24 protein-coding genes and 1 pseudogene are annotated in these 18,926 nt (G+C 36.0%); 10 read left to right on the forward strand and 15 right to left on the reverse strand.

Going from position 1 to position 18,926, the window contains the following annotated elements; translation table 11 throughout:
• Positions 1-48: 48 nt before the first annotated feature.
• Positions 49-453: an OsmC family protein gene (locus G7059_RS09110; protein ID WP_166081786.1), complete on the reverse strand. Its 405-nt coding sequence runs from the start codon at positions 451-453 to the stop codon at positions 49-51.
• 192 nt (positions 454-645) lie between these two features.
• On the opposite strand from G7059_RS09110, the gene G7059_RS09115 reads away from it, so the two are divergent.
• Genes G7059_RS09115 through G7059_RS09125 form a run of 3 tightly spaced genes read left to right on the forward strand, consistent with a single transcriptional unit; the run spans position 646 to position 2,814 of the window.
• Positions 646-1,365, forward strand: coding sequence for a methionine ABC transporter ATP-binding protein (locus G7059_RS09115; protein ID WP_166081787.1), 720 nt, complete (start codon positions 646-648; stop codon positions 1,363-1,365).
• The gene (locus tag G7059_RS09120; RefSeq protein WP_166081788.1) at positions 1,362-2,033 is read left to right on the forward strand and encodes a methionine ABC transporter permease; all 672 of its coding nucleotides are present in this window, start codon (positions 1,362-1,364) and stop codon (positions 2,031-2,033) included. The genes G7059_RS09115 and G7059_RS09120 overlap by 4 nt, the downstream gene beginning before the upstream one ends.
• The gene (locus G7059_RS09125; RefSeq protein ID WP_166081789.1) at positions 2,026-2,814 is read left to right on the forward strand and encodes a MetQ/NlpA family ABC transporter substrate-binding protein; all 789 of its coding nucleotides are present in this window, start codon (positions 2,026-2,028) and stop codon (positions 2,812-2,814) included. The genes G7059_RS09120 and G7059_RS09125 overlap by 8 nt, the downstream gene beginning before the upstream one ends.
• Position 2,815: 1 nt before the next feature.
• Here G7059_RS09125 and G7059_RS09130 read toward each other — a convergent pair whose 3' ends face one another.
• The 5 genes and pseudogenes from G7059_RS09130 to G7059_RS10700 all read right to left on the reverse strand — a co-directional run bounded on the left by G7059_RS09130 (position 2,816) and on the right by G7059_RS10700 (position 7,065).
• The gene (locus G7059_RS09130; RefSeq protein ID WP_166081790.1) at positions 2,816-3,121 is read right to left on the reverse strand and encodes a hypothetical protein; all 306 of its coding nucleotides are present in this window, start codon (positions 3,119-3,121) and stop codon (positions 2,816-2,818) included.
• Between the two features lie 94 nt (positions 3,122-3,215).
• Positions 3,216-4,247, reverse strand: coding sequence for an AbrB family transcriptional regulator (locus G7059_RS09135; protein WP_166081791.1), 1,032 nt, complete (start codon positions 4,245-4,247; stop codon positions 3,216-3,218).
• Positions 4,248-4,330: 83 nt separating this feature from the next.
• Entirely contained in the window at positions 4,331-5,881 is a 1,551-nt protein-coding gene (locus G7059_RS09140; protein ID WP_166081792.1) for a hypothetical protein, read from the reverse strand.
• 58 nt (positions 5,882-5,939) lie between these two features.
• Positions 5,940-6,368: a GNAT family N-acetyltransferase gene (locus tag G7059_RS09145; protein ID WP_166081793.1), complete on the reverse strand. Its 429-nt coding sequence runs from the start codon at positions 6,366-6,368 to the stop codon at positions 5,940-5,942.
• 2 nt (positions 6,369-6,370) lie between these two features.
• Positions 6,371-7,065 (reverse strand): annotated as a pseudogene (locus G7059_RS10700) (MgtC/SapB family protein).
• Between the two features lie 88 nt (positions 7,066-7,153).
• Here G7059_RS10700 and G7059_RS10565 point away from each other — a divergent pair.
• The 3 genes from G7059_RS10565 to G7059_RS09165 are packed head-to-tail and all read left to right on the forward strand — an operon-like array spanning position 7,154 to position 8,893.
• The gene (locus G7059_RS10565) at positions 7,154-7,618 is read left to right on the forward strand and encodes a hypothetical protein (RefSeq protein WP_240920489.1); all 465 of its coding nucleotides are present in this window, start codon (positions 7,154-7,156) and stop codon (positions 7,616-7,618) included.
• A complete protein-coding gene (locus tag G7059_RS10570; protein WP_240920566.1) occupies positions 7,531-8,109 on the forward strand; it encodes a radical SAM protein in 579 nt (192 codons plus the stop codon). The genes G7059_RS10565 and G7059_RS10570 overlap by 88 nt, the downstream gene beginning before the upstream one ends.
• Positions 8,102-8,893, forward strand: a complete 792-nt coding sequence (locus tag G7059_RS09165; RefSeq protein ID WP_166081795.1) for a pseudouridine synthase — start codon at positions 8,102-8,104, stop codon at positions 8,891-8,893. Before G7059_RS10570 ends, G7059_RS09165 begins: the two co-directional genes overlap by 8 nt.
• Positions 8,894-8,903: 10 nt before the next feature.
• On the opposite strand, the gene hflX is transcribed toward G7059_RS09165, so the two are convergent.
• The 6 genes from hflX to G7059_RS09195 form a co-directional block, all read right to left on the reverse strand.
• Positions 8,904-10,163: a GTPase HflX gene (gene hflX / locus G7059_RS09170; protein ID WP_166081796.1), complete on the reverse strand. Its 1,260-nt coding sequence runs from the start codon at positions 10,161-10,163 to the stop codon at positions 8,904-8,906.
• A gap of 50 nt (positions 10,164-10,213) precedes the next feature.
• Positions 10,214-11,041 carry an undecaprenyl-diphosphate phosphatase gene (locus G7059_RS09175; RefSeq protein WP_166081797.1) on the reverse strand — a complete coding sequence of 276 codons (828 nt, stop codon included), beginning with the start codon at positions 11,039-11,041 and terminating at the stop codon, positions 10,214-10,216.
• A 57-nt stretch (positions 11,042-11,098) separates the two neighbouring features.
• Complete coding sequence (locus G7059_RS09180; RefSeq protein WP_166081798.1) at positions 11,099-11,629, reverse strand: LemA family protein; 531 nt, start codon at positions 11,627-11,629, stop codon at positions 11,099-11,101.
• Between the two features lie 3 nt (positions 11,630-11,632).
• The gene (locus G7059_RS09185; RefSeq protein WP_166081799.1) at positions 11,633-12,535 is read right to left on the reverse strand and encodes a DUF3137 domain-containing protein; all 903 of its coding nucleotides are present in this window, start codon (positions 12,533-12,535) and stop codon (positions 11,633-11,635) included.
• Entirely contained in the window at positions 12,513-13,397 is an 885-nt protein-coding gene (locus tag G7059_RS09190; RefSeq protein ID WP_166081800.1) for an HAD family hydrolase, read from the reverse strand. The genes G7059_RS09185 and G7059_RS09190 overlap by 23 nt, the downstream gene beginning before the upstream one ends.
• Positions 13,398-13,475: 78 nt before the next feature.
• Complete coding sequence (locus G7059_RS09195) at positions 13,476-14,042, reverse strand: Imm64 family immunity protein (RefSeq protein ID WP_166081801.1); 567 nt, start codon at positions 14,040-14,042, stop codon at positions 13,476-13,478.
• 98 nt (positions 14,043-14,140) lie between these two features.
• Between G7059_RS09195 and map the strand changes: the two genes are divergently transcribed.
• The gene (map, locus tag G7059_RS09200) at positions 14,141-14,896 is read left to right on the forward strand and encodes a type I methionyl aminopeptidase (protein WP_166081802.1); all 756 of its coding nucleotides are present in this window, start codon (positions 14,141-14,143) and stop codon (positions 14,894-14,896) included.
• A complete protein-coding gene (locus tag G7059_RS09205) occupies positions 14,886-15,419 on the forward strand; it encodes a glycoside hydrolase family 73 protein (protein ID WP_166081803.1) in 534 nt (177 codons plus the stop codon). The genes map and G7059_RS09205 overlap by 11 nt, the downstream gene beginning before the upstream one ends.
• A 33-nt stretch (positions 15,420-15,452) precedes the next feature.
• Here the strand turns inward: G7059_RS09205 and G7059_RS09210 are convergent, their stop codons facing one another.
• A complete protein-coding gene (locus G7059_RS09210; protein ID WP_205700207.1) occupies positions 15,453-15,941 on the reverse strand; it encodes a GyrI-like domain-containing protein in 489 nt (162 codons plus the stop codon).
• 35 nt (positions 15,942-15,976) lie between these two features.
• A complete protein-coding gene (locus G7059_RS09215) occupies positions 15,977-16,336 on the reverse strand; it encodes a helix-turn-helix transcriptional regulator (protein WP_205700208.1) in 360 nt (119 codons plus the stop codon).
• A 179-nt stretch (positions 16,337-16,515) separates the two neighbouring features.
• On the opposite strand from G7059_RS09215, the gene G7059_RS09220 reads away from it, so the two are divergent.
• Both G7059_RS09220 and G7059_RS09225 read left to right on the forward strand, forming a co-directional pair.
• Positions 16,516-17,688 (forward strand): cation:proton antiporter, encoded by a 1,173-nt coding sequence (locus tag G7059_RS09220; protein WP_166081805.1) that lies wholly within the window; start codon positions 16,516-16,518, stop codon positions 17,686-17,688.
• A 13-nt stretch (positions 17,689-17,701) separates the two neighbouring features.
• The gene (locus G7059_RS09225) at positions 17,702-18,040 is read left to right on the forward strand and encodes a hypothetical protein (protein ID WP_166081806.1); all 339 of its coding nucleotides are present in this window, start codon (positions 17,702-17,704) and stop codon (positions 18,038-18,040) included.
• Between the two features lie 70 nt (positions 18,041-18,110).
• Here the strand turns inward: G7059_RS09225 and G7059_RS09230 are convergent, their stop codons facing one another.
• A complete protein-coding gene (locus G7059_RS09230) occupies positions 18,111-18,719 on the reverse strand; it encodes a hypothetical protein (RefSeq protein WP_166081808.1) in 609 nt (202 codons plus the stop codon).
• Positions 18,720-18,926: the final 207 nt, after the last annotated feature.

The raw sequence follows: 18,926 nt of genomic DNA on the forward strand, positions 1-18,926 counted from the left end.
TTTTTCCCTCACTTGAGTCTCAATTATACCATAGTGAAAGAAAAGTTATTAGTATGCTTCGATTTCAACTTTCACGTGTTCATAAGCATTGATAAGTTTCGATACTGGACAACGACGGTGTGCTTGATCTGCAGCTTTAGCTGTCTCGACATCATCGAGACCTTCAACAGCAACATACGCTGTCATTGTGAAGTACAATCCACTTCCACTTGGTTCTGGATTCAGTGTCACAACAACACGAACACGACTTCTATTGGTCCACTTACGATTTTTAAAGAGAGCTTGAATTGTAGCATTTAAGCATGTTGCCCAAGCCATCCCCATAAATTGTTCGGGGTTAGCTCCTGGTTCACCTGAAGTTGGACCGGTAACGATGATATTCCAATCACCTTCAATGCCTGTATAATTATTTTCGCTATCGTTAATAGCAACTGTACGATAAAGTTCTGCCATATTAATCGTCCTCCTTACTAACACTTTATCACATTTCTAATAATTATTTATTGTTTTAGCCCATTAACAGTGTCTTTAAGAATAGTTTATCGCTTGATAAAATCATCACATCAAAGAGCTAACAAATCTCATGCACAAGGCATGAAACTCCGGACAAGCTTCCTTATAATAAAAAGAGAAAGGAGATATGTGATGATTTCATTTCATCAAATCCGTAAGTCCTACCACTCTTTAGAAGTACTTCATGATATTAGTTTTGATATCGCTGCACAGGAAGTATTTGGGATTATTGGTAAAAGTGGTGCTGGTAAATCAAGCCTACTCCGTATCATTAATCAACTTGAAACCCACGACCATGGCACCTTGTCACTTGATGGTCAAGTTATTGAACATCTCAGTGAAGAGAAACTTCGACATTTGAGAAAAGACATTGGCGTCGTCTTTCAAGACTTTAATCTACTGAGCCATCTTACGGTATATGAGAATATAAATTTGGCTTTAAAACTTCAGAACAAAAGTGATCCTCAAGCTATTGCGGAAGTGCTCGCTTTTCTAGACATTGAAGATAAAGCTCACTCTTATCCAAATACGCTTTCTGGCGGACAGAAGCAACGTGTGGCAATTGCACGTGCTCTTGTAACGAAACCTAAAATACTTCTTTGTGATGAGCCTACCTCATCCTTAGATCACAAAACTACACAGGATATCTTAAATGTCCTTAAAGATGTGAACACATCCTACCAAACTACTATTGTGCTTGTAACCCATAACTTGGATGTCGCAAAAGCAATATGTAATCGTGTCGCAGTCTTAGAGAACGGATCCATTACAGATATAATCCCTGTAAGAAATTCTACAATTGATACTTCCAAGTCCTACACCGAAATAGCAAAAGAGGTGTTGTCACTATGATAGAACATATTCTTGAGCATCAAGATGCAATTCTTAAAGCATTACTTGAGACACTCATTCTTGTCGGGACTGCGAGCTTATTCGCAATTCTATTTGGAATGATGCTTGGCACCTTACTTTATTTAAGTAGACCGTCAGGAATGAGACCCAATCGTCTTGCCTACTCACTCGCAAACATTTATGTAAACACGATTCGTTCGTTTCCATTCTTAATATTTATTGTTGCGATGATACCCGTAACACGATTTATCCTTGGTAAGTCCTTAGGAACTGTAGCTGCTACATTGCCTCTTTCCTTAATTGGAATCGCAATCTATGCACGCTTTGTAGAACAATCCTTACTTGATGTTCCTTATACAATTATTGAAGTATCCAAATCCTTAGGAGCAAACCTAAAGCAATCCTTACACTACTTTATCTTCCCTACAGCACGCCAAAGCATGATTCTAGGACTTACATCCTCAATCATTAGCCTTCTTTCCTATTCAACAGTAATGGGCGTTGTAGGAGGAGGTGGTATCGGTGACTTTGCGTTCCGTTACGGATATCAAAAATTCGATAATACTTTAATGTATACAACTGTAGTAATCATGATACTTCTTGTGCAAAGTATCCAATTTATAGGTAACTCAATTGCATTGAAATATAAAGGAGATAGAAATGATTAAAAAAATATCAGCAATCGTACTAAGCTTACTAGTATTAACAGCATGTTCAACAACATCAAACAATGATGACAAGTCCATTAAAATTGCATCACACATGGAACCTATGACAACCGTTGTGGAAATCGCAATGAAGGAACTTGAAAAAGAAGGTTACAAACCAGAACTAGTAGCAGTTAATGATAACGTTGCTGCAAACTTAGCACTAAACAATAAAGAAATCGATGCGAACTTCTTCCAACACGTTCCTTATATGACACAATTCAATGAAGCAAACAAAGGAAACTTAGTTGGCATTCAAGCAATCTACAACGCTAAAGTTGGTTTCTATGCTAAAGATCTAAAAAACATTTCAGAGCTACCAAGTAATGCAAAGATTGCGATTCCAAATGATGGTGTTAACCAAGCTCGTGCCTTATTAATACTTCACGACAACAATATTATTAAACTATCCAACCCAAGTCATGATGCAACACTTAAAGATGTAGAAGCTACTGACATTCAATTTGTAGAAGTTGACTTACTAACTCTATCGCATGCTTATGCAGAGGTTGACTTAGTCTTTAACTACCCTACTTATATTAAAGAAGTAGGACTAACACCAAGTGATGCCCTACTTCTTGAAAACGACACAGCTAACTACTATTCAATTTCTTTAGTAGCACGTGAAGACAATAAAGATTCTGATAAAATCAAAGCATTACAAAAAGCAATGACAAGTGATGCAGTAAAAGAATTCTTATCCAACGAACAAAACAGTAAAACTCTATTACCTGCTTTCTAAATCAATAGAAGATACGATAGTTCCATAATGCATAGAAGCCAGCAACCGCTAGAACTCCACCAACTATTCCTGCGCTAACAGTAGCTGCTACTCCAAACTTGGATACAGCACCTACATAACCCATGGTAAGTACAGCATTAAACTTGGTTGAGTTAAACCCTATTGCGGCTAACGCTCGCTTCACCAAAGGCATCGTCGTCATCATGCCTGTCACGTTCTTAAAGAAACGGGTTGCATCCCCACCACCGATGGTATGAAGGATATCACCCTCTAAGATCATTGCATTTTGCGGTAATACACATTGCATAAAAAAACACCTCCTAACCTTAAATTGGAGATGTATCAAATTATTCCTACCAGGAATATCACTAAACGGTAAACTTTCACAGTTTATCGTTTTTTTATGCAAGGACATTAATGACAAGTTTGATAAGATTTGGAATTACAGTAACAACAAGCACTAAGCGTGCAATCTGCATCAATACAATCGTTGTTCGATCAACATCCATTTCCATATCCATTGCAATGAGTACCATATCACTGGCTCCTGCTGGTGCAGTTGAGAACATTGCCGTCGCAAGATCGACATGCGTCTTCTTCGATAGAATGGTAGAGATAAGGAAATTAGCTCCAAAATAAACGACCATAATAAAACAGATTGGGGCAATTAGTTTTGGAAATTGTACGACACTGGCCATTGTAATACTACAACCTATTAATGAACCTGATAAAAGTTGAACACCTTTACGCATTGATACCGGTACGTATGCCTTATCAGTCTTAATGTTATAGAATGCAGTCGCAAATAAAGAAAAGCTTAAAGGTCCTGCTGGAACTTTTAAGAGGTAGCCAATGATACCAAAGATACTTCCTATTATTAAAGTAATGATACAGTCAGTAATACTTGAAGGTTTATCATAAGCTTTAAGTTCTTCATCGTAGACTTTATTTTTTGTGGTAATTCGCTGAATAAGTATTGGGAATACAGCTAACACAAAGAAGAGTCTCATTGTTTGAATAAGAGCTACAGTTGTGATATCTGCATTAAACTCATAACTAAGTAAGGTAATATCTGAGATACCACCAGGTACTGAAGAAAGTAAAGCAGTTGGTAAATCAAATCCAAATACCTTATACAACATATAGGCAGAAAACATCATTACAATTATTATCGAAGTTAGTGAATACGCTATTGGTTTAAGAATACGACGCATACCAATGATGTTTGCTTTTGATATTCCTGCACCTATGTATGCACCTGTAACGATTTGAACAAGTGGCTTTACAGTTGTAGGCATACTTGCTTTCCCAGTTAAAATACTAAAAAAAACGACAGAAAATAAAGATCCTATCATGTAGCTTGCAGGAATCTTTAGTTTTGTCGCAATGATTGCGCCAATTAAGGCAATGCATAGTGTCATTATTAATTCCATAGGTCCCTCAAAAGTATTATCTATAGAAATTATACATAATATTGAAGAACACGGAAAGTCACAAGTGATTTTTTAGTGTATCTTTAGTTTTTGAAACTAAGGAGTAAATATCGATTCTCAGCAATAAACCTTGCACTTAAGTTCGTGTTTTCATAATCAAAGTCAGACTTTAAGTTATTCTTGTTTCGTGCTTCTACAAGAGCTTTTTCTAGTTCTGAAACATCTTTGTCCGTGAGTACACTACTTATTTGAAGGTCTACCAGGACCTGAATCAGCGTGGATAGGTTAAGGTCCATATCATCGTATACTAGTGCACTAATAAGAAGTGTATCTAACTTCTTCGCTTTTATATCATAACTTCCTGATAATATCCTGTCACTTACTCGGAATTCAACCAAAAAGTCAGCATGTCCTGTCTCTGGATTCTTAAGCAATGATACTACATCAGCCGAAACAAAGAGTGACCTGAGGTCTTGATATACTGGACTGTATTCATTGTATTCCTGATATCCATTGAGCGATGCTTGTATCAAGGTATCAAATTCAAGTTCATCAACACTGTCTGCCTTTGTGAATCCTAGATAGCCATCCTCAAGCTTAACAATTGGTTTTGAGTCTTGATGCTGCGTTTGAGTAAATTGACTATACTCTTCATAATCAACCACTTTTCCATAGTATTCGTCATCACTACTCTTTACAAGCATTAAATAGCGGCTTGTGTTATTGGTAATATTCTTATCTTCAAGACTAAATCCATACAAGTTCCCCACTTCTGAGTTTGAAATCATCTCTAAAACATAATGATATACACTGTGTCTTTGAACTGACTTAGAATAATCCGAAAAATAAATACTTGTAATGCTTAATTCGCCACTATTATTAAAATGTAAGAAGTACTGCTCACTTGCATCATCATTCTTGAATTCAAGCTTAAGGGATGTATTTACTAATCTACTATGATCTACACCATCTACAGGAGGCATATTAGGATAATAGTACTCTTCTGGTTCAGACTTTTGCGCGAGCAAAGCCATTACAAGCACAATGAGAATCACAATACCAAGTATTTTAACGACCTTTAATACTTCATCATCGGAATAGTTCATAACACTGTGTTGTGCTCGTATTTCCTCAACTTGTTCCGCAATAAAACTATCGTTCGGCCATTCTTTATAAATAGCATTCAGTAGATATTTCAAAGTTGAAAACTTAAAGTACGGATGTGATTTTAAGTGATCTTCAAGTTTGTTTAAGAAGTAGTTTACTTCATCTTCGTTCTTTATTACTTCTTGAAACCATGCTTGCTTCATAAGATTTTCGACATTAATAATCGTTAGAATCTTAATCTGTAAAAAGAAGGCATCAATGTTTTTAATGTGAGTTTCATGTTGGGTATTAGTATCTTTCTCATTGGACTCGGTGAAAAAGACTAGTGGGTCAGTTTCATGTAGTTTCTTTGTGGAGTCTTGTGCATACCCTAAGGCTTCTTGGTACGCCTTACACAGTTCATCATATTCTGAAGAACCTTCCACTAATTTTTCTTCTGTAACACGTGACTGAAATGCTGAGTGTATCGTCTCAACATCCGACGTTATCTCAATCCCTAATTGATCCCAACATGATGTACTTGTCATAATGTGCCTCTTTCTTTAGTAGTAGTAGCCTTACACAGTAGAAGAACTGCAACACTTATTACGATTCATTGTTTCGTTTAATCATGACATACTTTAATACTTCATATCCTTCACGTTCATAGAAGGCAATACCTGATTCATTCTTTGCCCAAACATTCAAACGCACTTCTTCAAACTCAGAACATGCATCCATAAGTTTGTGGCCAATCTTCTCACCTTGTCGTCTCTTATCAACACATAAATCGTCGACAAAGAAATATGAATCTTCAAACCATCCAATTAGGTATCCCCAGACTTCTCCATCTTCTTCATAGACAAAGATTGTCTTGAGTCCTTCTTGAATCATTAACTCTACTTCATTAATATCATATTTAGGTTTTGTTTCTCTGAAAATGCTCGGTTCAAGTTGATGATGATACTCTACAATCTCTTGGAGTAACTCTAATATTCTTGAACTATCTTTGACTCTTGCTTTTCTTACACTCATAATTACTCCAAGTTTGTGGATTGAACACTAACAATCGTATCTAATTTCGATAATCTCGAAACAAAATCATTAAAGGTAAATTTAAACTTACCATGTACTTCAAATACCACCGTATAGATTCTTTCATTTCCAAACATATTAACATCATACTTTGTTTGCGAATACAGAACATCCATCTCTTGGAAAACACTTTGAATCGTTTCTAATGTTTCGTTTCCACCAACATATTTGATGTGAAGTTTCTCAGCAAAAGCATGAGCTTGAAACTTTCTTGTAATAAAAAGAATTAAGAACAGGATACCAAATCCTGGTAATGCAATATTCATAAAACCCATACCTACAGCAAGACCTAATGAAGCTACTGCCCATATGGACGCTGCAGTTGTTAAACCTGAAACGTGGCGCTTCGTGACGATAATTGTACCTGCCCTAAGAAACCAATGCCACTGACTACTTGAGCAATCAATCGAGATGGATCAACTCTAAATGCACTTGAAATCTCTTGCATGCTAATCACGCGTTCAATTGTCTCAAACTCTATCTGCTCCGATATTAATGCCACAATCGTAGCCCCTACGCCAACGATCATATGTGTTTTAAGCCCTGCATTCGCATTATTTACTTCTCGCTCAAAACCAATAACCGCCGACAAAACCGTTACTAGAATTAATCTCATAGCAACTACTTCAATACTCATGTCTATTCCTACTTTCGTTTACTCTATAGAACCATTATACCAAATTTTTATACTTTGTACTTTAGATAAGTCGTGATAGAATAGTCCTATGAAAAAGATAAATCCATACCCTTACACATTTGATAATAAACGATATCAAACTTATAACTACTTTACCCAAACACATTACGGTACAAAAGCATTTAAGATTAGTCTTGATGCTGGTTTTACTTGTCCGAATCGTGACGGAACTTGCGGTAGTGGTGGTTGTAATTTTTGTAGCGCTCGTGGTTCAGGAGATATGATCTTAAAAGATCCTCAACTTGAACATCAAATCGTACATAGTGAAGCTATTATGAGAAACAAATGGCCTGATGCTGCAGGTATTGCTTATTTTCAAGCATACACCAACACACATGCACCACTCGAAGACTTGAAAGAACTATACACCCTTATTTCTATGATGATCGTTTCATTGGAATTGATATCGCTACCCGTAGTGATTGCCTTGATGATGATAAAATCGCATACTTCGAAGAAATGGCAAAACATAAAGACCTTACCATTGAAATAGGACTCCAAAGCATTCATAAATCTACAGGAGTTTGGATGAATCGTGGTCATGATTTAGATTCGGTTGAATCCTGCATCTTAAAACTTAAAGAAGCTAATATTCGTACCTGTCTTCATATTATTAATGGTTTCCCTGTAGAAGATGAAAAGATGATGCTTGAAACCATTGATTTTGTAGCTCGAATTAAACCAGATATGATCAAGATCCACATGCTACATGTAATCAAAGATACCAAATTAGCATACCAATACAAGAAAGAGCCATTCCATCTTCTTACAAAAGATGAGTTCATTGATATTGTTGTCAAACAATTGGAACGTTTACCTGAAGATATGATTATTGCTCGCTTAACTGGAGATGGTGTTGGTGATGCTTTGATTGCTCCTGAGTGGACCCGTAAGAAAACTATCGTTCTTAATGACATTGATAAGCTCATGGTCGAGCGTAATACCTGGCAAGGTAAATACTATAAGGAGTCACGTCATGATTAAAGCACAACAGGTAGGTCTTAAGAAACCTCCACATAACAGTGTCGAACATCAGCAAGAAGAAGCTACACGCCTTAACAAGTTCTTAAGTGAATCTGGTGTAAGCTCACGTCGTGGTGCTGATCGTCTCATTCAAGAAGGACGCGTAAGCATCAATGGTATCGTTGCAGAACTTGGAATGTCAGTATATGAGGATGACTCTGTCAGTCTTGACGGTGTAGCAGTAAGCAACCAAAAACATCGATTTTATATCGCACTGAATAAGCCACGTGGTATAACATCAACAACTGATCCTAAAGACCCTACAAATATCATTTCATTTTTAAACCATCCAGAATCAGTATTTCCAATAGGTCGTCTTGATAAAGATTCATTTGGACTTATCTTACTTACCAACGATGGTGATGTTGTAAATAAAATTCTACGTGAAGAAAACGGGCATGATAAAGAATACGACGTATCCGTACATAAGGCTTTTGATGAAGCATTCGTATATTCTATGCAGGAAGGTGTCGAGATTTATAATCAAGCTGCTCACCGTCATGAAGTAACCAAACCTTGTACCGTGACAAGAGAAGGTTCTAATCGTTTTACAATCATCCTACAACAAGGTCTTAACCGACAAATACGTCGTATGACCAAGGCTTTAGGATATCGTGTTACAAGTCTTAAGAGAACTCGTATCATGAATATTCATCTTGGTGATCTCAAACAAGGTCAATGGCGATATCTTAATGCAGAGGAAGTATCCGAACTCAATTTACTCTTAAAAAACCAAAAAGGCTAATTCGTTTGAATTAAGCCTTTTTTACATATTCTTGATATCTCTTTGCATCTTGAGCAGATACATTCGCACGGAATGTAATAGTTGCCTCATGATGTTCAATATTCTCTAACTCGTATTGTTCTGCAATCTTATTGAAGTCACTCATCTTATCATACGGGATTTCAAAAACAATCTTTCGGTATGATTCCATAACGACATCTTCAACCACATCAAACAACATGTCAATATCATCTTCATTGTATGCTGAGATATAAAGGCGGTTACTATTGTTTTGGTAATTCACATGATAATTATCATCCACAAGATCCATCTTATTAAAGACAGTAATAATTTTCTTATCATTAATGTCATACGATTTTAAGATTTCATGAGTTACTTCACTTTGTGTTTGATGATTACCATTGGATGCATCAACCACATGAAGGATACAATCAGCGTATCTTACTTCTTCTAAAGTACTTCTAAATGCTGCAACTAAGTCATGAGGCAGTCTTGATACAAAGCCTACTGTATCTGTAAGAATCATCGCTTGACCGTTGTTAAGGGTGATTCTTCTAAAGCTCGTATCTAATGTCGCAAACAACATGTCTTCGACATAGACTTCTTTAGATTCTCCTCCAAAACGTAAACTAGCATTCATAATTGAAGACTTCCCTGCGTTTGTATATCCGACTAAGGCAACAACAGGTATCTGAGACTTTTCTCGTTTCTTACGATTTGTTTCTCTTTGAATGATCACTTTGTCCAGTTCTTTTTCAAGTTGATGGATATGACGTAAGATATGACGACGGTCTGTATCCAACTGTTGCTCTCCAGGTCCACGGGTACCAATACCACCACCGGTTCGAGATAAGGCTCCATAGAAGCCTACAAGACGTGGCAAACGATATTTTAACTGAGCAAGTTCAACTTGTAGCTTCCCTTCAGATGATTGTGCTCTTTGAGCAAATAAATCCAGAATAAGCATTGTTCTATCTACAACTTTACATTCTAAAATTGCTTCTAAGTTACGTGTTTGTGAACCGGATAGTTCATCATTAATAATAACTGTGTGACCTTCTTCATAATCGAGGATTGTCTTGATCTCTTCAAGTTTCCCTTTACCGATGTATGTTGAAGTGTGACGTGCATCACGAACTTGAGTCACTTGACCTACAATTTCAGCACCACTCGCTTCAGCTAAAGCATAGAGTTCTTCCATTGACTCTGCTAAATCCATCGTGCTTTTTGGTGTGTGAATACCAACTAGTACTACGCGTTCTTTTTCCATACTATCACCTACTTTCTCGTGTATTTAAAAAGGAGCAAGCGCTCCGTTTTTTAAACAAATGAAAAAACTAAAACAATAATACCGAGAATAATTCGGTACCAACCAAATACTTTGAAGTCGTTTTTCTTGATGTAATTCAATAAGAAACGAATTGCGACAACTGATACGATAAATGCAACAAACATTCCTGCTAACATAAGGACTACTTCAGCACCTGTAAATGCAAATCCAGCTTTCACAATCTTCAACAAACTTGCTCCAAACATTACAGGAACAGACATAAAGAATGTAAATTCAGTAGCTGCATAACGTGATACACCAATCATAAGAGCTCCTACGATTGTTGCTCCAGAACGTGATGTTCCAGGGAACATTGCAGCAATTAATTGGAATACACCGATAATAAAGACTGTTTGATATGACATTTCTGCAATTGAATTGATTTTAGGTTTCTTACCTTTATTATTGTTTTCTACAACAATAAAGAGAACACCAAAGATAATTAACATAATTGCGATAGATACTGGGTTATAGAAATACTTCTCGAAGAAATCATCAAAGAAGACACCAACAATCGCTGCTGGAATACATCCGACAATAACCTTCATCCACATTGACATAACATCTTGTTCTATATAAAACTTATCGTTTTTCTTCTTTAAAGGATTCAGTTTATTCCAATAGAGAAGGACAACAGCAATGATTGATCCAAACTGAATAACAACCATAAACACGGATATAAAGCTTGCCGATCCTTGTAAGTTCAAGAACTTATCGACAAGAATCATGTGTCCTGTACTACTAATTGGTAACCACTCGGTTATCCCTTGTACAATTCCTAAAAACGTAACTTTTAATAATTCTAATATAAAATCCATAGTTTCACCTCAAATAACACATGTTTTATTTTAACATAAGCATCGACAAATTACACTTTAATTCTTGAAGTCGACAGATGGTGTTTTTCTTTCTTCAGTTTCAGCTTCGTAGAATGGTGCGCGCTTTTCATGAGCAAGTCCATTCACTAAAGAACCAGGAAATACCGCAATTGTTTCATTTAAGTTCGCAACATTACGGTTGTAAAGCCTTCTTGCTGCCTGTAGATGCTCCTCTGTATCAGCTAGAGATCGTTGCAGGTGTAGGAAGTTCTCACTCGCCTTGAGCTCAGGATAGGCTTCACTTAAAGCCAGAAGTTTCGTAATTGTTTCATTCATTTGATTCTCATAGTTTACACGAGTCATCATCTCACTACGAGACTTAGCAACAATCTCAAAAACTTCTTTCTCATGTTTGGTATAAGCCTTTACAGTTTCTACAAGGTTAGGAATTAAGCTAAATCTTTTCGACAATGCTACATCAATTCCAGAACTTGCTTCCTCAACCGAAATACTATACTTCTTAATCTTATTATAATAATAAATGAACCAAATGAGTCCAATACCAAGTACTGCTAATAGAATTTCCATATCTTACTCCTTAAATAGGTCTGAATCTAAGCCCAGATCATCAATAATAAACTTAATCATTCGGACATCATCCGTCACATCACTAATATAAGCCTCATCAAGGTCCCTAAAGCTGGATAACTCAAAAGCATCACGAGATGAATAAATGGCTAGATACATTATACCATTTTTAACCACGACACTTATTTCTTGTCCTAAGCCTTTATAGAATCTTTTTATTCGGTCCATGTAGTGAGGTGTAAAAATGTAGAAAGCTTCTTGAGGATTGTTTGTATAAATATGAAAGGCATCATTAAACTCTGAATCTTCAAATTCAATCTTCTCTGACTGGTCTATTTTCTTACCCTTCGTAAATCCACCAAACAATGGCCCTTTAGAGCGAATTCTTACATAGTTTTGTGTATTCTTATGGAAATCAAATACATAGACTTGCCCATGGAAATGAATGATTGTTACTCTACTTTTACCTGCTTGCGTTTCCGTCTTCGTTAAAACATCAGCTCGTACAAAGTCAACACCATGGTACGATCCTTCCATTAAGTCGTTGGACTGATAATCGATACCCAAATCAATGACAGCTGTTTCTCTCATTAATTCCAGTGGAATGCCATCATCGTGATAGTATTTTACATTTTCAAACTCTTTTTGGAATACATGACTATTAATCAAGGATTTCAAGACATCTTGATATTCTGCCTTTACGGGTTGGATCATTTTAATCACAACATATGCTAGAACACCAGAACCAATAATCAAGATAAATAAAGCACCATCTTCAACACCTGAAATTACAAGATTAAAGAACACAATGATATACGTAATGGCGATGACTACACTTAATAAATAGTAACGCTGAAGTTTCTTTTTATAAGGTTTTAATTGCTCATTCAGATTTTGAATAGTCATGGAGTGCTTCCTCTTTATCTTTTTGAGTTTGTTGATCGAGCACATCACCAGCACTTAACTTATCAATAATTAGTTTAACTAAGCTTTCCAATTCTTTACCTTCTGAATAATCAGCTTCAGCGTAATGTTGAATACGCTTTTCACGAATCATTCGATATACTTTGGCTTTATCTTGAGTATAAGGATTGTAGACACCAATTGAATGTCCACCATTCATTGATACTAGGCGCATACATGGAATATCTGTATCACTATCTCCAATATAAACCATATGAGTAAATGGAACACGATGTTCACCAGGTTTATAGTAAGAGTTTACTTCATCATCGTTAATATCCAATACTCCTTTTTCAATTCTAAATAAGAACTGAGTCTTATTCGTATAGTTTATGGCTTGAGCAGCCCACACTGCTTCACCTTTATCATCATAATAGAATGAACTTGCATAAATTCTTTTGAACACATCACGTTTACCTAAAACAGTACCTTCAATCATTTCTTTTAATCCTGAAGAAATGATGTAGTGTTCAATATCCATGCCATATAGTTCACCATATTTATTAATACGGTCAAACCAGGACTCTACACCTGGAAATAAATCAATCTTTGAACCATACTCTTGAAGACTCTCACGATTAAAAATATGTTTGCCTCGAGCCTCTTGGACCATCTTATACATATAAGCGAGGTTTGTATCCATATCTTGTTCACTCGCAATCTTATTCACATCATCCCAAAAGTCTTTTACATCAAATCCTACCGACTGTATAAAGCCTTGAGCCTGCATATCATCAGGCGTTAATGTCTTATCAAAATCATAGCAAATCGCAATAACTGGACGATCATTTGGTTTTCGTTTCATAGTTCCACCTCTTTGTTCCTAGTTTACCATGTTTCTAAGCACAAAAAAAGAGAACCGGAGTTCTCTAATACTGCTTTGTTAGTGTTTCTGAGATAGATCACGTTCAGTGAATCCATCAAGATACCACGCTGCCTGAACAAGCATACGATCATGCAATTTGAGGATTGCATAAGGATTGTATCCAAGTTCCAACATTCTTTCTTTTTTATAAAGGTATTCTGCCTCATTATCACAGAAGATATAGTCATGAACTACATGCGTATCAATTGTATCAATGAAGCTTGCGATTCCTTGCGTTAAGAGCTCAAGACTTTGAATATCACGTTTCTCAAAAGGATGATGTAAAGCCAAGTGGACTACAAGGTCATCCCCTTCGTTTGACAAGCTTAAACGCGTTGCGAAGTGTTCGTGGTTGAACTCTAAGTCAAAGCTTGCATAGGCACCTCTAAACGCCAATAAATCAATAAGTTGAACATAGTTATCAACAAGAATCTTTTCTTCCCAGTCTTCGTAATCTCCCTCTTCAGGAAAATTCACTTGTATCTGATGTACATAAATCTCTAAGAAATCAAAGAAGTTTTCAAGTTCTTTAGTAATGTTAATGTCATTTTTAAGGACAATTCCTAAACCAATATAAGTATCCATATGTGTCCTCCATTTCTAAGACAGTTATTATTATACCAAGTTTTCAACATAGAACCACCTATTATGATAGAATAGTTTTATAGAAATTGAGGTGCATTATGATTAGTTTAAAATCACAACGTGAAATTGATGGTATGTATGAATCAGGACAACTGCTTGCATCCATTCATAAAAAACTCCAAACTTACATTAAACCAGGGATAACAACCATGGAAATTAACGATTATGTTCAAAGTATTATTGAAGCAAACGGAGCGACTGCTCCCCAAAAAGGTTACAACAATTATCCTTATGCAACTTGTGTTAGTGTTAACGATGAAATGTGTCATGGTTTCCCTACAGATCAAGTACTTAAGAAAGGTGACCTTGTGAAGGTTGACTTCTGTGTTGATTTAAAAGGATTCCTCTCTGACTCTTGCTGGGCATATGCTGTCGAAGAAGCAAGTGATGAGGTTGAGCAACTCATGCGTGTTACTAAGGAAGCTCTTTTCTTAGGTATTGAACAAGCACAAGTTGGAAAACGTACAGGTGATATTGGTGCTGTTATGGATGAACACATTAAAAAGTACGGTTATACAATGGCCGTCGATTTTAGTGGACACGGTCTTGGACCAACAATCCATGAAGCTCCAGCAGTTCCTTTTACTGGTGAATACGGTAAAGGCGTTCGTCTTCGTGAAGGACTTGTTATTACAATTGAACCTATCGTTAACCAAGGAAATGGTTTTTGTACAATAGACAGTAATCAGTGGACTGCAAGAACTACTGATGGATCTCTATCCTGTCAATACGAGCATACTCTTGTAATCACAAAAGATGGTCCTCGTCTCTTAACACAACTTGATGAAGAATAAAGCATTTCCATTCTTCTTAATTGCATTTGTTTTACTGATTGCAGCAGTAGTACATCTTGAGAAACCACAAACTGCTGATCCAAAACAAGAATTCATTGAAAGTGTGTCTTTAGCAATTGATGCTAGTTATGAGGATAAACGCCCCTATAAAAGTGTTATTATTGCTCAAGCTATTTTGGAATCACAATGGGGACAAAGTCAACTAACTCAAGATGCTAATAATTATTTTGGAATTAAAGGATCATTTCAAGGTGATTTTGTATCTGTAGAAACACAAGAAGTTAAGCATGGTGAGTGGATAACAATCCAAGCTCCCTTTCGTAAATACCCATCACTTCATGATTCAGTGAAAGATTACATAACACTCATAAACAACAATAGGTATAAGCACGTTATTCAAATTAGTAATTATCGTGATCAAGCAACTGCAATTATGAATGCAGGATATGAAACAGATCCAGGATACGCACCAAAGCTTATAGAAATTATTGAGACCTACCGTCTCTATGAATACGACCAATAGAACAGGAGGTATCGTGATGATACCTCCTTTAATTTATTCAATAGGAATGAAGATCGATGTAGTACTTGATGTCTTCATATTTCGTGGTGGTTCGCTTACATACATTTCAAAAGGAAAGGTATCCCTTAAACGTAAGGTCTTATCGGGGAAGATCCACTTGTGGTACGTTTCGTTCCAAGCTTTATCATATTCATTGAGCTTCAGTTCGTACTGTAGGATTGCATAGTTTCCCGAAAACTCTAGCACGCTTATATCCTCTTGTTCTTCAATACTTGCATCAAGGGGCACTGTCATCGCAACACTTGTTCGTAAATTGGTATCCTCTGTTATATAAGGATTGTCATGATAAATCGTTAATACCTTGGTGAAACTTTCGTCTACTAGATTATTTTTCTCAGCAAACGAAAATAAACGATTAAACATCTTTCTACTATTCTTTCGAAACTCTAAATAGGTTCCTTGAAATCGTATATAAATAACTTTCATTCGTACATGTTCTTTAGTGATTATTGGATTTTCCATAATTATGTCTCCTTTAATTTAAAGATACCTCATTTTTAGATACTTGTATTGTCTATTCTTGCTTTTCGATACTCATCAGGAGTAATCCCATGAACGCGTTTAAATGCCCGAATATAGCTACTCGAGTCATTGTAACCATAGCCTTGCGCAATCTTTGCAATCGTGATGTCCTTATGTACGAGAAGAAAAATAGCTGATCGTTCCATTTTGATTCTTACGATATACTGATTAAGCGTTTCCTCACACTGGTCTTTAAAGAGTCTATGAAAGTAAAACTTAGATACACCAATAGATTTAGCAATATCATCAAGTGTAATTGCAGAGTCTAAATGATCGTTAATATAGTCTTCTGCTTTATTAATGAATCTTTTATGTTCATAATGCAATAAGCTCACTTTCATCACCCTCCTTAACAGATTTGCATGCCTAAATTATATCATGATTTCTATCTTCTTAACTAATAGACACAGTATTTTTAATCACAGTATATTCCGAAATATACAGTTTACTTTGGATATTTTTTTGACTTTAGTCGAAGATGTGCGTATGCTATTGAAGATATGGAGGGTTTACATTGAATATTTATCTGAAAATAGCGAGTGTGTTACTTTTGGGGGCTTTTGGTGGGAAGGTTGCTCGAAAGTTTAATCTACCAAGTGTTACTGGTTACTTAATTGGAGGAATTTTCCTAGGTCCGTCGGTCTTGAATGTCGTTACAAGCCAGGATTCTTCTATCATAAGTTTCGTAAATGAATTTACATTATCTGCAATTGCATTTAATATTGGAGGTGAGTTCCTCATCTCTACCATAAAGAAACTAGGAAAAGAAATCTTTATTATTACTGTCTTTGAAGTCTTAGGTGCCGTTTCAATTGTATTTGGAATGATGTACTTTATCTTTAATCAAGACTTTGTCTTTAGCATCATGGTTGCATCCATGGCTGCCGCTACGGCTCCAGCTGGAACCATGATGGTTATTCGTCAATATCGTGCACGTGGTAAAATGAGTGATACAATATTACCAGTAGCTGCACTTGATGATGCTTTAGGGATTATGGTCTTCGGGCTGGCTCTATCGCTTGCGAAAGCAACATTAGGGCTTGTCGATGGGTCTATTGTTTTCCAAGTAATGTCACCATTTATTGAAATATTCGCATCATTATTTGTTGGTGGAATATTAGGACTTATTCTTAGCAAGATTACTCAAAAGGTTTCTACTTCAGAAGAACAACTCTTTATTCTTCTAGTCTTTATCTTAATGTGTGCTGGACTAGCTCCACTTCTATCCTTAAGTTCATTATTAACTGCAATGATGATGGGTGCTGTTTATATTAACGTAAGCAGTCAAGCAGTTAGAGCTTTTACTACAATCAATAACTTTATGACACCGTTTAATGTCCTCTTCTTTGCCTTTGCAGGAACAAGTATTAACTTTGGTATCTTAGGTCAAATTGGTTTGTTGGGGCTTGGATATGTAACGGCACGTCTTGTAGGGAAGGTTTTTGGAACAACACTTGGAGCAATTGTTGCGAAAAGTGATCCCGTTGTAAAGAAATACCTTGGTTGGGCATTATTGCCTCAAGGAGGAATTTCTATCGGATTATCCTTGGTTGTCTCACAACAGTTACCACAGTTCAGTGAAGCAATTGTAACCCTTATTTTATTCTCAGTTTTAGTTTTTGAAATTGCAGGACCAATTCTTGCAAAAGTAGCAATAACACGTGCTGGTGAAATACCAAATTCGTAAGGAGGAAAAACCTATGCATGTACTCTTTATCGTTTTAAATCGTATTGATAAGCTTGATGATGTTCTTGCCATCATGTTAAAGGCAGGAGTCAAAGGGGCAACAATTCTTGATTCACAAGGAATGGGCTCTGTGATCGCAACAGGTAACAATGATGATGTACCAATGTTTGGAACATTGAAAGCATTCTTTGACCGTGATCATCCGTATTCAAAAACAATCTTTACAGTTATTCATAATGATGAACTATTAGAAAATGTAACGGATATGGTTCAATCATATATTGACGCTGAGAAAATCCCCAACATAGCATTTATGTTCTCTATGCCTATTGGGAAAATATACGGTGTTTAATTAATATCTTACCATCAGTATATAAACACAAAAGAGCCTTACGGCTCTTTTGTTATTTGCATAAACGAAACTAAGACCTGGTATCTTTAACGTCGTAGCTAAATTCGAAGGTCTTCTCAGTCTTTCCAAATTTAACTTTAACGCTAGCTTTACGTGGTTTATTGTCAACTGCAGCATCTACTTTCAAGAATTCATCAAGGTTCTTGTTTGTAGTTTTCTCTACTATATTACCGTCAGCAGTTAGTAATATTTCGATATTTGGAAATTTGCTTAAATCGTAAGTCTTCTTATTCGTACCATCGTCAACAGTAAATAGATTGTTATTAAGTTCTGTAGCATATCCAGATTGATTGTCGATTGAAACAGAGTATGATTGTTCATTCTCATTTACTGGAGAACTAACAGTTACCGATGATGTATCAATGCCTTCAAAACTAAGCACTTCATCAAATTTTGATTGGCTCTTATTAATTATTTGAGTACTTAACGCTTCTTTTTGTATTTCCTCACCTAATTCAAAGACAATATTCTCGTTAAAAACGATAACTGGTTCCTCTACTGGTTTTTCTTGTTTTGGACTTGAAAACTTCCAGACAACAATTCCTAGCACTACCGCCAATACTATTCCAACTCCAGCAATAATTTTTTTATTGTTTGATACATTTGTTTTTTCATTCATACATTCTTCTCTCCTTTGTTTTTATTCTTCGTAAGTCACACTATATCCATGTATCACTTCTCCTTGATTATTACTAACTTTACATTCAGAACTCTTACAACTATTTTGTTTTGAGGTATCATTGTATTGTTTCTTAATCAAATTATATCAAAGAGCATCATATCTTTCACTTCGGTTAAACTTCTTGTATTGATAATCTTTCCAAAT

It is taken from the genome of Erysipelothrix sp. HDW6A (assembly GCF_011400295.1).
Taxonomy (GTDB): domain Bacteria; phylum Bacillota_I; class Bacilli_A; order Erysipelotrichales; family Erysipelotrichaceae; genus Erysipelothrix.